Genomic DNA, 11,900 nt, shown 5'->3' with positions numbered 1-11,900 from the left:
CCGAGATCGAGATGCAGCCAGCTCCGGGTGGAGCCACCCTCGTCGACGGCGCAGTCCTCGATCTCACCGGAGAGGAGCAGGGGCGTGTCGACGACGCCACAATTTCCACCCTGCTCGGTTCGCTGGGTGGGTTCACGTCCGGGGTCCTGACTCCGAAGCTCACAGAAGTGTTGCGCCGAATGGACATCGGAGCGACCGCGTTCACGCCGCTGTTCCAATCCATGGTTGCCATGTCGAGGGCAGTGGCCGATACCCAAGTCCATCCTGCGCCATTTCTGCTGCGCGAGTATGGATCTGCGCTGGCCGGTCTGCCGTCGACCGCCGACGGCGGAATCCGTCTGCTCGACGCGGCATTCGACTCCGAGTACATGAAGTCCGAAGAGAACCGAACGAGATTCGACGCCACGACGTCCGTGCTCAAGGACAGCCTATTTCCGAGCCTCATCCCATTGTTGACCACTGCTCAGCCGAACTTCGAGGAACTCGCAATCTTGATCGCACCGATTCTCGATGCCATCGCCGCCACCGTTCCGACGCCGCACACCACTGGCCGTGACCTCGGCGTACTTCTGGATCGGTTGAACGAGAAGTTCCACGACACATCTGAGGGCCCGGTGCTGAATGTCGAGGTAGACCTCAGTGCAATTCCAGCGCTGTCAGGACCGTTGCAGGCAGCCGTGCCTGCACCGGTGGACAGAGGGCGATGATGAGCACGCCGAAACTCGTTGCGCGACTTGCTGCTTTCGTCACCGTGATGATCATGCTGCTGACGGTGGTGTTCCAGCTGATCGACCGGCCGGTCGGTGGTCCTACCGAAGGCTACTCGGCGCTGTTCACCGACGCGAACGGGCTCAAAGCAGGTGACGACGTGCGTATGTACGGCGTGAGCGTCGGAAAGGTGTCTGGCCTCGAACTCGACGGCCCGTTGGCTCGCGTCACGTTCACCTCGGAACGCGCGCGGCCGATCTACGTCAACAGCACCTTGGCGATTCGCTACCAGAATCTCACGGGTATGCGGTATCTCGATGTGCAGCAGCCGGACGATCCGGGTGAGGAACAGCAGCCAGGCGAGACGATCACCACGGACCACACTGTCCCCGCGTTCGACATCACGACGTTGTTCAACGGTTTGCAGCCGGTCCTGGCGACCCTGACCCCGAACGATCTGAATCAGCTGACGGGCAGTTTGTTGGCGGTCATCGAGGGAGACGAGACCCGCGTCGGTTCGGCGTTGGACGGTATCGAGAAGCTCACCGATCACTACGTGACCGACAGGCAAGCCGTCATATCGACCCTGGTGCACAACCTCGGTCAGGTAGTGGACCATCTCGGCGGCAAGTCCGGCCATGCGATGGAACTCCTCACCCAGATGACGGCAGTGTTCGGGACGCTCGCGGATCGCATCGGTGGTCTCATCGACTTCTCGTTGACCATCCGTCCTGTGCTCTACCCGTTGCAGAGCCTGTTGAACACCGTGGGTTTGACCGGAGACCCGAACCCCCACCTCGACAACGTGCTGCGCACAGCTATTCCGGACCCGGCCGCCGCTGCCGACACGCTCGGCAGGTTGCCTGCACTGATACAGGGACTGGCAGCAGCGATACCCGACCCCGGTGCTTACGTCAGCACCACGTGCTCGAACGGGACGGCGCAGGCCCCGCATGCGCTGGAAATTTTGATCCAGCAGCAGAGGATCGCGCTGTGCAACAAATGAAGTGGGTGACCCGGCAGAGAGCGCGCGTCGCCGGAGGATCCGGAATTTCCGATGTTCGGTTGGGGCTCCTCGGCGCTGTCGCGGTAGTGGTTCTGCTGGCCGCCGTGGGCATCGTGTCGGTGGTGGAGACCGGAATGACGACGTACACCGCAGAACTGTCGGACGCCGGATCGGTCCGCGCCGACGACGACGTTCGGGTAGCCGGAATCACCGTCGGCACGATCAAGTCCGTCACCCTGCAATCGGACCACGTGGACATGAGTTTCACGGTGAAGGACGACGTCTTCATCGGTGACGCCACCTCGCTCGAGGTGCGGATGCTCACCATCGTCGGCGGTCACTACCTGGCTGTGCTCCCCGCGGGGGACGCGCCGCTGGGGGAGACGACCATTCCCCGCGAGCGCGTCATTCTGCCGTACAACCTCCCACAACTTTTCGAGGACGCGGTGCGGCCGGTGGACGAGTTGGACGGTGACACAATCCGAGTGGATATGGGCGCGGCGGAGTCGAAACTGGCCGCGAATCCCGACTCGCCTCGTGCTTTGCTGACGGCTCTGGACAACATCACGACCATCATCGAGCAGCAGAACGAGGATGTGTCGCGCACGCTGGCGTTGGCCGACGAGTACTCCTCGGCGCTCGATCGCAACTTGGACGTCGTGGTGAGGCTGGTCGACAAACTGAACCTGCTCGAGACTCTCATCCACGACAACAAGGCCGAAGTCGGTGTGGCGCTGCGGAGGATAGCTGAAGCCCTGCACGCGCTGGCTCCCGTCGGGCGGGCATGGGAGTCGACGTTGAAGCCCCATGCGCAATCGCTGGCCGACACGATTCCCGCATTGGATGAGGTCGGTGCCGAACTCGGCGCGATACTCGAAGCCGTCCGCGTGTTGCAGGAACGATTGAACCCGTTGATCACCGACTCCGCTGGTGCACCCTCCAGCCCTTGTATTCCCGTTGCGGGAAGGACCTGCTGATGATCGATCGACTGATACGGTCCAGGACTTTTCTTTCGGTGGCAACGGTTGTGGCGCTGCTCGGATCCGTCGGCGGGGGATACAAGGTACTGATGCCGTCCCCGGAGATGCGTAGCTACTGCGCTCTCATGCCCGACAGCATCGGACTGTTCGAGGGCAGTGCGGTGTCGATTCTGGGCATAGATGTCGGATCGGTGACGTCGATCGAGCCCGAGGGAGGCTCGTCTCGCGTCGATTTCGAGATTCCGGCGAATCGCGCGCTGCCGCTGAATGTGGGCGCAACGACGGTGGCGGACTCGCTCATCGCCGACCGCAGATTGGCGGTGATCGGCAACGAACCGAGTGGGCCGGCATGGGACTCGTCGAGGTGTATCGACAACACTCTCACCCCCCAAAGTTTGACGGAGACCTTCACGGCCCTGTCGAATCTGGCAGACGAGCTGAACGGCCAGGAAGACGGAGGCGACAACCTGTTGGCCGGAGGTATTGCAGCACTCAACGATTCCACGAAAGGGACTTCGGATCAGATCAACCGGATCGTCCACGGGCTCGGTGCCGCACTCGATTCGCCGGACGCCGCGATAGCCAATATCGGCAATCTGATCTACACCCTCGCATCGCTGGCGCGCAGCGCTCGGAGCGGTTGGGGCGACGTCCACTTGATGGTCACTCGGCTGACCGAGGAATTCGACGCCGCCACGAAACTGGCGATTCCGCCGATCGTCGAGATCATGGACACCCTTCACGATCTACTGCCTGCTGCCAACGACTTGGTCAAGATGTTCGGTACGCCGGCGCTGCGCAGTCTCAGCGCTCATCAGGATCTGCCGCGACTGATCAGCGCCGGAGTGTCCGACCTGCGCGATGTGGTGACAATGCTCCCCGCAGTTTCTCGTGCGTTCACCGATTCGCTCGACCCGGAAACCGGGCGAGTCTCCCTCACCTACGCTGCGCCGCGGGTCGAGATACCCGATCCGCACCTCGCCCAGGTGTGTGCGGCACTCGATGGCCGCGCCGGGCAGTCCTGCGCTGTGGACAGCGGCGGATTGGTCGATATTCCACTGGAGCAATTGATACTCGAAATGACCGGTGCCCGATGATGAGACCGACCGAATCCGGATGCAGGCGACGCACGACGGGGTCCATCGCCGTTCTGTGTGTCCTCGTGGTTGCGAGCGGATGTTCGTTCGACCCGGCCGCATTGGCAGTACCGGGGACTGGAGTCTCGGGTGAGACCTACTCGTTGTCGATCGAATTCGCCAATGTTCTCAACCTTCCGCTCGGTGCCGATGTCATCGCCGATGGAGTCGAGGCGGGCACTCTCGTCGACGTGAGAATCGTTGCGCCCGAGTCCGCATCCGGGGACGCGGCGCGCGCAGGGTATGTCGTCGCCGACGTCGAGATCACAGAATCGACTCGGGTCACGGCGGAGACTCGCGCCGAGTTGCGTCAGGCGACTCCGCTCGGCGATGTCCACATCGCCCTACTGTCCGCCGTGGACGACAACGGACCGTTGCTGACCGATGGGGCAACGATTTCGATCGATCGGACGTCGCAGGCACCACAGGTCGAGGACACCCTGGCCGGGCTAGCCAGTGTGGTAGGCGGTGGAGCCGTCGACAGCCTCCAGAACACCGTGCGCCAGATGAACTCCGTCTTTCCCGTCGATCCCGCCGAAACTGCGCGCATCTTCAGCGCGGTGGAGAACGATATCGCCGCTGTGGGTGCCGATGTCGGCTCGGTCGACGCGATTCTGGACGGTCTCGGTGCCAATGCTGCACTGGTACTCGACGATCGGGACATGCTCGATCCGCTGCTGACCGACTACGGTGTCCAGCAAACCACCGCAGTCGTTACCTCCACAGTCGGTGTGATGTTGATTCTCGCCGGGCTCGGTCCCGTCGCGCACAGTGCCCTCTGGCTCGCCCCTCTGGTGCAGTCGCTCGACCGGACCGCCACGGCCGTTGTGCCCATGGTGTTGTCGTCCAACCCGCTCGATCTGAGTCAGCCGACCAATCTCAGCAAGTTCAACGATCTGCTGCGGACTCGGATCTTCCCGTTCGTCGAACAGGGGCCCAAGGTCGACGTCACGATGTCGGAATCGGAACAGAGCGATCAGATTGCCACCGCGTTGCGCATGATCGGGGCGGTCCGGTGAAGGTTCGCTCGGTAGTGTCTCTGGGCGCCATCGCGGCTGTGTTGCTCCTTGGAATCGGATACATGACTTTCGGAGTTCTCGGATACCAGCTGTTCGAACGTTCGACGACTGCGGTTGTGCTCATGACGAATTCGGGCGGTCTGAACAACGGTTCCGCTGTTCTTCTGTCCGGTGCCCGAGTGGGTGAAGTGGACTCGGTCGTCAGATCGGCCGACGGAGTCCGGGTCACGGTACGGTTCAGCGACCGCTACGACATCCCGGCATCGAGCGCGATTGTCATCGAAAACCTCAGTGCTCTCGGCGAACCGTACATCGATTTCGCTCCGGGCAATGAGTTGTCGCCGCCGCACCTCTCCGACGGGCAGACGATCGACGCCCGCACAGTCGACCCGCCGCGAACCATTCCCGAGATGTCGGCGCGACTGGTGACGTTGCTCGATCAACTCGACCCCGAGGCCCTCGGTTCGCTCATCGACACGGTCGAGAAGGCAACGGCCGGAACAGGATCGGAAATTCCGCGGCTGGAGCGATCGACGACATTGCTTGCCGCGACGCTGATGAGCCATGAACCGCAGCTCCGCTCGCTACTGACCGACCTGCAGTGGCTCGGCGGCGACATGACCTGGTTGGGGCCGGCGTTGGAGTCGGCCGGACCCGAGCTTACCGAAGTCGGTCTCGGGCTGTCCGATGTGGTTGTTGCACAGTCGAAATTGTCATCCATCGGGAATCCCGCGACCGACTACACCACCGACGGTGGCTTGGTGCCGTTCTTGCAGCAACTGACGACGTTGCTCGCCGAAATCGGTCCCTCTATCGCCGAACTGGTGCCCGTGCTGCAGCCGCTCACCGCTGCAGCGCTCGACACCATGCCGGCGCTCGATGTCAGCGCCCTCGTAACGCAGGCAGCGACAGCGGTCGGCGACGGCAGTGCGCTACAACTTCAGATCACCGTGAAATAGAGAAAGAGGAACCATGTCTGCCATCACAGAATCGGAAAAAGGAGTGCCGGAGTCGCGCGAAGACTCCCCACGTCGGCCTACACGTATCGAGCTTCGGCTGTCCACCGTGGTGACCGGGTTGATCGTGGCGGCCTTGATCATCGCCACCGGTACATTCGCAGCCCTCTACCTGTCGGCACGCGGGGATCTCGCCGACAATGAGGCGCGCGCCGCCGACAACGCACATGCCGAGCAGGTGGCCGCCGACTACGCCCTCGGTGCGTCCACGATCGACTACCGGGATACGACGGGGTGGCTGGACGAACTCAAGGCGAACACGACGCCACAGCTCGCGGCGAAGTTCGACGCGACGGCGCAGCAACTGGAACAGATCCTCCTGCCGCTGCAGTGGACGTCCTCGGCCACACCCATCACCTCGGTCGTGACGTCCGAGTCCGATGGAATCTTCCAGGTCAACGCATTCTTGAATGTGACCTCCACCAGCGCGCAGACCCCGCAGGGAACGGCAACGACCGTCACGTATTCGCTGACCATCGACAAGAACGACGATTGGAAGATCACCGACGTCGGTGGCCTCGACGGCGCGTTGCCCGGCAACTGACGGTTTGTGCGGTTGGCTCGGATCTTCCGCAGTTTCCGGCGGTGACCACCGACCGGCTCACCGCTGGACGGCCTGAACCAGTGTTGCGACGAGTTCTTCGCCGGTTGCGTTCCATTTCTCTTGGCCGAGATGGCCGCTCAATTCCATGTTGGCTATACCTTGAGCGCTCGACAGGAGAAGTGCACCGTACCTACGCGCATCCTGCTCACCCACCACGCTTGCGACGATGTCGAGAAATCGGTCCTGCGATGCCCCGACCGCTTGGGCGGCAACGGCCGGGTCTCCGGCGGGTGGGGCGAACATCAGAATGTACAGGTGTGGGCGTTCGCGACCTATGGTGATCAAGGTGAGGAGCGCCTGCTCTAGTCGGGTGGCCGGGTCGATCGCGGTGTCGGCGATCAGTCTGTCCAGTGCGAGGGTCACCTCACCCCATGCGTCGAGTGCCAGCTGGGTGAGCAAGTGTTCTTTGTCCTTGAAGTGTCCATAGGGTGCTCCCCGGGAAACACCCGCCCGAGCTCCAACCGCGCGAAGGGTAACTGCCTCCGGCCCTCCGGAATTGAGCAGTTCGAGCGCCGACTCGATGAGTGCCGCCCGTGTCGCCGCGGCGGATTCGGCTCGTGAGACCATCATTCGAGCGTAGTCGACATTGCCGTGCAGACGGAGCAGCGATCAGCGTGCGAGTTCTTTCGGGAAATGTGGCCGGAGGTTCGCTGCGGCGACACGGTCGAGGGCGCGGTCGGGGAGGATCTTGGCCAGGCGAGTGAGCATTGCGGCGTCACGTCCGATTGTGTAGCGAGTCTTAGGTTTCCGAGTTGTGACCGCTTTGGCGATGACGACCGCAGCGGCGTCCGAGGTGACGCCGGTTTCGGTGAATGCAGTGGCTTGATTGATGATGGCCTGCATGAGCGCGCCGTAGTGCTGGCGCTGCTCCGATGACATCTCCTCCACGAATGCTCGTGCGCGTTCGATGCCGCGGCCCGTCATCTCGGTCTTCACGCCGCCAGGTTCGACGACGACCACCTGAACACCATGTGGTGCGACTTCCCGACGAAGGGCATCGCTGACTGCTTCGAGTGCGAATTTTGCGCCGGCGTAGGCACCGTATGTACCCATTGCGACCTTTCCGCCCACGGAGCTGATGTTGACGACGCGGCCGTGGCTTCGACGCAAGAACGGCAGCATTGCCTGTGTGAGCGCGATATGGCCGAAGAGGTTGACCTCGAACTGAAGTCGCCACTGGTCGAGAGGCAAGGTCTCCACCGGAGCGTTGACTGCGATGCCGGCGTTGTTGACGATCGCACGCAGACTTCTGTTCTCGGGATCGGCGTCGATACGGTCGACGAGCGCATCGATGTGATCGGGGATGGTGATGTCGAGGATTACTGGTTCGATGTTCTGTGCGCGGATCGTGTCTGCGTCGAACGGGCGTCGGACGCCGGCCAGTACGTGGTAGCCCTGCTTGGCCAATGCGTGCGCGGTTGCTGCTCCCATGCCGGTGGATGCACCGGACACGACGATGAGTTCGCTTTGATGTGACGTTGTCATATGACAACTGTGAGCTACCCGTGTGACATTGTCAAGTGAAATGCACCCGAAGGTGCGCTCACCCACCTTCGGAAAGCCGGATGCCCGACTCGGTGGTGGGGCTCCGGTCGGACTGTCGAATTCGCGCCATGACCCGTCTACCCACGGAGAGAGTGAAGTTCACTGCCTGCCAGTACAGAATTCCGACGACGATCGACAGAACGAATGCCAGCCAGGGATGGTCGTCGCGCAGCGGTAGGTAGACCTGGAAATGAGTCAGGTAGATGTAGAGGGAGGCGCTAGCCAACACTCCTGCAACTCGGGCCAACACTGCGGGGCACGGGATCGACGTGAGCCACACCAGCATGCAGAGGCCGGCGACGACGATGATCTCTCGTTGTGTTTCGCCGAAGAAGAACCCGGGAACCGTGGCCACGATTGCTGCGGTGACCCACACTCGATGCCAGGTGGTGCTCGCCTGCGCGGCGGCCCAGCCCAGGGCGAACAACCAGAAGACCACTGACGCGGTCAGTATGCGGTTGGGGGTGTCGTCGACTTCGATCAGCCCGTATCGAGTGACGAGGCCCAATGCCACGACTCCCATCGCGAACCAGAACGAGTAGCGACGCTCGAGACGGTCGATGAACGGAATGGAAAGTACCGCGGCAGTCGCGAGAACGATGTACACGATCGCCTCGACGAACCAGTAGCGCCATTCCGCAGACCACCCTTCCGGGCCGAGGATCCCGTTGAGCAGAAATGCACTGGTGATCTGGTAGTCCCCGGTGAGGGCGATGACGGACCCGATCCAGACCATGCTGGGGACGGCGATCCGGGCGACGCTTCGGAGCACACGGCGAGTCCGTTCGGTGCGTTCGGCCGCCCCGAGGTGAAAGCGGGCGAAGTTGTAGCCGGCGATCCCGAGAAGCACATGCGCCCCGCCGAGTACCGAGAACAGGTGGATGTGCGAGCCGACGATCAGGACGATCGCGAGGGCACGCAGCAGAACGTTCGTCTCCACTCGGCGCCAGCCGCGGCGCACACGTGGAGCCTGATCGAGGTCCCGTACTCGGGTGGTGTGCCAGTTCTCGGGGAGGCGGCCGAGCATTTCCTCCAGCCGCAACGACATCCGAACGTACGACAGGGAGTCACCGCCCAAACTCACGAACGTACTGTCGTCGCCGACGTGCGAACAGTGCAGAATCTCGGCGTACAGCGCTTTCACATCGGCGGTAGTCGGGACAGCTTCCGATAGGTCGGGATTGTGCCGACCCGCGATCTCCGCAACCGCTCGCACATCGGGTTTGCCGGTGGATGTTCGCGGCAATTGATCGACGAGGCACACCCGTACCGCTGCAGTGGGAAGGCCGCTGGCCTGTGCTGCCGTGCGGCGGACGCCGTCGACGTCGCCGTCCTCCGCAACGACGACGAGCTCGTCGATACCACCGGTGCAGCACGCTGTCAGCCCGTGGTGCTCGAGCGTGGACTCGACGTGCTGCAGGTCGATACGCAGGCCGAACACCTTCGCGAACCGGCTGCGGCGGCCCACCACCTCATAAAGTCCGTCGTCCGTGCGCCGGGCGAGGTCACCGGTGTGCAGTGTGCCGGCGAGCGTGTCACCGAGACGTAGGTCGTCGGGACCCTCGGCGTAGCCGAGCATGACGTTCGGCCCCGAGTAGACAAGCTCACCTGTCCCGTCCGGGGCGTCGTCGACTGTCTGGAGATGGAAGGATCCCCCGGGAATCGGACGGCCGATGGTGTGCGGGTGGGTGGCGGCGAGATCCGGTGGAAGATAGGCCATCCGGGCGGTCGCTTCCGTCTGCCCGTACATGACGAACAAGTCCCATCCCCGACGTCGACCCAGCTCGGAGTACCTTCGGACGCGGTCCGGCGGCATCTTGCCACCGGCCTGCGTGATGTAGCGCAGCTCGGGCAGATCCAGCTGGTCGAAACCGATACGGTCGAGCAGATCGAAGGTGTACGGGACGCCCGCGAACGTGGTGCCGCGCTGGGTCCGCATGAGGTCCCAGAATTCGGGATCGGTGACGGAGGAATCGGTCAGAATCAGCGCAGCGCCGAGTGCCAAGTGGCTGTGCACGACCGACAGCCCGTAGCAGTAGTGCATGGGCAGCGTCGTCACGGCGCGATCGGTGGCGCGGATGCCCAGGTACTCGGCGATGGACTCGGCGTTGGCCTGCACGTTTCGATGCGATAGTCGGACGAGTTTGGGTGACCCGGTCGAACCGGAAGTACTCAGCATCAATGCGAGGTCGGGGTGCAGCTGGTGCCTCAATCGTCGGCCGCGTTTCTCGATGACCGTGCGGCCGTCGACGCTGCGCACCACCACATCGGGCCGGTACGCATCGATCAGACCGTCGAGATGGTCGGGATTGTCACCCGGTGCCATCAGCACCGGATGCCCCGCCCGCAGCGCCGCAAGATAGGTGACGACGACGTCGATGTCATTGGCACCGGCGATGAGCACCATGCACCGTTTCACCCCGAGCTTCGACGCCTGCTGCTCGACGCGTTCGTCCAGGTCGCGGTAGGTGACAGTCTCGTGCGCCGTGACCAGTGCGGGTGCTTCGCCGAAGCGGCCCAGGTCGCACGCGAAGCGCACACCGGGGCGGTCGTCGTAGCTGATCTCGCTGGGCACCGACGGAGTATATAAGGGCTGCCGAACCTAACTAGTTGGGATCGCCCGTCTGCACGCCACAGAGCGCCTACTGTCCTCGACACAAGACTGCTCACTCGGGTGGGTTCACAGGCCGCGGACCTACTGCACACTATCGACGAGGATCGACGGAAAGCCGTCGGATTCGGACGATAGTGTGCAGGGAGGTCCGGCGGGCAGGGGCCTCGAGCGCCGTTGCGGCTAGTACTGCGACCTGTGCAATGGACGGGTGAATTCTCAGTTGTGTGCAGCTTCGAGCGCGATCGATGTCTTCAGTCCGCCCGGGGATTGCGCATGTTGCCTGCACTTGTTTCGCTTCTCGGCGAACGCGTGCCTGGGGGACGCCTACGGTGCTCCCGTTGGAGCGACGATCACGAACCAAGCAGGGTCGAGTCGAGAACACCGGTGCGCATGCGCTGCGGATGGTCCCCCACGATGGCGCTCCCCACCTCGAGTCCGGTCTCGAACGAGATGGCGGATACCTTTTCGCTGCCTGCCCATGACACGAAACAGTATTGCCCGTCATTGCTCCGGGTCGACCAGTAGGGTTTCTCGCCGGAGGCTACCAGGGGCCCGGCGGCCAACGTGTCTCTCGAGACGACGGTCGCATAGTCCGACATTGTTCCAGTCACGCACATTTTGGTTCCGGCAGCGTTCATCGCGATGCCGTGGTGGGCGGAGTCCAACAGATACGATTCGCGCGGGAGTGCTTCTGCCTCCGGAGATATCGGCAGATCCGCCACTCGCGTGACTTTGTCGTCCTGGAGGTCGTACTCGACAATTCCGTGAAAGAACGACACTTGTAGGTACAGGTATCGTTCGTCCGGAGACAGGGTCATCGGTCGGACTGATGAACTCATGTTCGAGTGTCCGGCCTCCGACAATTTCTGCCCGATGTCGATCTTGCGGACGACAGCACCGGTGGCCCGGTCGTAGAACGAAATCCAGCGAGGGAACTTCGTCAAGCCCAATTCTGGTGCATCGAAGGGGGTTTCAACGCGACCGATACTCGCATTGACAATGTACCGCCCGTCTTTGGTGAAGACATTCTCGTGAGGGGAGGTACCGGTAGGGAATGTGCCGATCTCCGTACCATCGACTGTGTTGAGGATGTGCACCGTGTTCGCAGTCGAAGCCGAGACCGCGACCTGTGTTCCATCCTGAGAGATCGCCATGTGGTCGGCCCGCTGGCCGTCGACGGCGAAGCGCCACGAAATATTTCACGACGCAAGATCGATGGAGACCACGTCCGCGAAGCTCGGTCGCGACACAATCAGGTTTCGGCCGTCGTTC

10 protein-coding genes and 1 pseudogene are annotated in these 11,900 nt (G+C 62.8%); 7 read left to right on the top strand and 4 right to left on the bottom strand.

The genetic code is table 11. The features are described 5' to 3' along the window. From A2J03_RS30840 to A2J03_RS02195, 7 genes and pseudogenes are all read left to right on the top strand, one after another. Positions 1 to 707, top strand: a pseudogene (locus A2J03_RS30840) (hypothetical protein); the annotation flags it as partial. After that, complete coding sequence (locus tag A2J03_RS02220) at positions 707 to 1,714, top strand: MlaD family protein (protein WP_068369145.1); 1,008 nt, start codon at positions 707 to 709, stop codon at positions 1,712 to 1,714. The pseudogene A2J03_RS30840 and the gene A2J03_RS02220, both read left to right, overlap by 1 nt. Continuing rightward, entirely contained in the window at positions 1,711 to 2,691 is a 981-nt protein-coding gene (locus A2J03_RS02215) for an MlaD family protein (RefSeq protein WP_082897529.1), read from the top strand. Before A2J03_RS02220 ends, A2J03_RS02215 begins: the two co-directional genes overlap by 4 nt. Beyond that, entirely contained in the window at positions 2,691 to 3,791 is a 1,101-nt protein-coding gene (locus tag A2J03_RS02210) for an MlaD family protein (RefSeq protein ID WP_068369140.1), read from the top strand. The genes A2J03_RS02215 and A2J03_RS02210 overlap by 1 nt, the downstream gene beginning before the upstream one ends. Then, positions 3,788 to 4,849, top strand: coding sequence for an MlaD family protein (locus A2J03_RS02205; RefSeq protein ID WP_231912323.1), 1,062 nt, complete (start codon positions 3,788 to 3,790; stop codon positions 4,847 to 4,849). The genes A2J03_RS02210 and A2J03_RS02205 overlap by 4 nt, the downstream gene beginning before the upstream one ends. A gap of 14 nt (positions 4,850 to 4,863) precedes the next feature. Beyond that, complete coding sequence (locus tag A2J03_RS02200; protein ID WP_156520146.1) at positions 4,864 to 5,808, top strand: MlaD family protein; 945 nt, start codon at positions 4,864 to 4,866, stop codon at positions 5,806 to 5,808. A 13-nt stretch (positions 5,809 to 5,821) separates the two neighbouring features. After that, entirely contained in the window at positions 5,822 to 6,409 is a 588-nt protein-coding gene (locus A2J03_RS02195; protein ID WP_068369130.1) for a hypothetical protein, read from the top strand. Positions 6,410 to 6,466: 57 nt separating this feature from the next. Here A2J03_RS02195 and A2J03_RS02190 read toward each other — a convergent pair whose 3' ends face one another. The 4 genes from A2J03_RS02190 to A2J03_RS02175 all read right to left on the bottom strand — a co-directional run bounded on the left by A2J03_RS02190 (position 6,467) and on the right by A2J03_RS02175 (position 11,572). Next, a complete protein-coding gene (locus A2J03_RS02190; protein ID WP_068369154.1) occupies positions 6,467 to 7,036 on the bottom strand; it encodes a TetR/AcrR family transcriptional regulator in 570 nt (189 codons plus the stop codon). Positions 7,037 to 7,078: 42 nt separating this feature from the next. Then, a complete protein-coding gene (locus A2J03_RS02185; protein ID WP_068369127.1) occupies positions 7,079 to 7,954 on the bottom strand; it encodes an SDR family NAD(P)-dependent oxidoreductase in 876 nt (291 codons plus the stop codon). Between the two features lie 58 nt (positions 7,955 to 8,012). Then, entirely contained in the window at positions 8,013 to 10,589 is a 2,577-nt protein-coding gene (locus tag A2J03_RS02180) for an AMP-binding protein (RefSeq protein WP_442971314.1), read from the bottom strand. Between the two features lie 389 nt (positions 10,590 to 10,978). Continuing rightward, on the bottom strand, positions 10,979 to 11,572 hold the full coding sequence (locus tag A2J03_RS02175; protein ID WP_156520145.1) for a YncE family protein: 594 nt from the start codon (positions 11,570 to 11,572) through the stop codon (positions 10,979 to 10,981). Positions 11,573 to 11,900: the final 328 nt, after the last annotated feature.

The sequence above is a fragment of the Rhodococcus sp. EPR-157 genome, from assembly GCF_001647195.1.
Taxonomy (GTDB): Bacteria; Actinomycetota; Actinomycetes; order Mycobacteriales; family Mycobacteriaceae; genus Rhodococcoides.
This window is presented reverse-complemented; position numbering and strand designations above follow the sequence as displayed.

Coding starts and splice junctions, on each gene's coding strand:
- A2J03_RS02215 (WP_082897529.1), top strand. CDS start 1,711: ATGAAGTGGGTGACCCGGCAGAGAGCGCGCGTCGCCGGAGGATCCGGA.
- A2J03_RS02195 (WP_068369130.1), top strand. CDS start 5,822: ATGTCTGCCATCACAGAATCGGAAAAAGGAGTGCCGGAGTCGCGCGAA.
- A2J03_RS02205 (WP_231912323.1), top strand. CDS start 3,788: ATGATGAGACCGACCGAATCCGGATGCAGGCGACGCACGACGGGGTCC.
- A2J03_RS02185 (WP_068369127.1), bottom strand. CDS start 7,954: ATGACAACGTCACATCAAAGCGAACTCATCGTCGTGTCCGGTGCATCC.
- A2J03_RS02220 (WP_068369145.1), top strand. CDS start 707: ATGAGCACGCCGAAACTCGTTGCGCGACTTGCTGCTTTCGTCACCGTG.
- A2J03_RS02210 (WP_068369140.1), top strand. CDS start 2,691: ATGATCGATCGACTGATACGGTCCAGGACTTTTCTTTCGGTGGCAACG.
- A2J03_RS02190 (WP_068369154.1), bottom strand. CDS start 7,036: ATGGTCTCACGAGCCGAATCCGCCGCGGCGACACGGGCGGCACTCATC.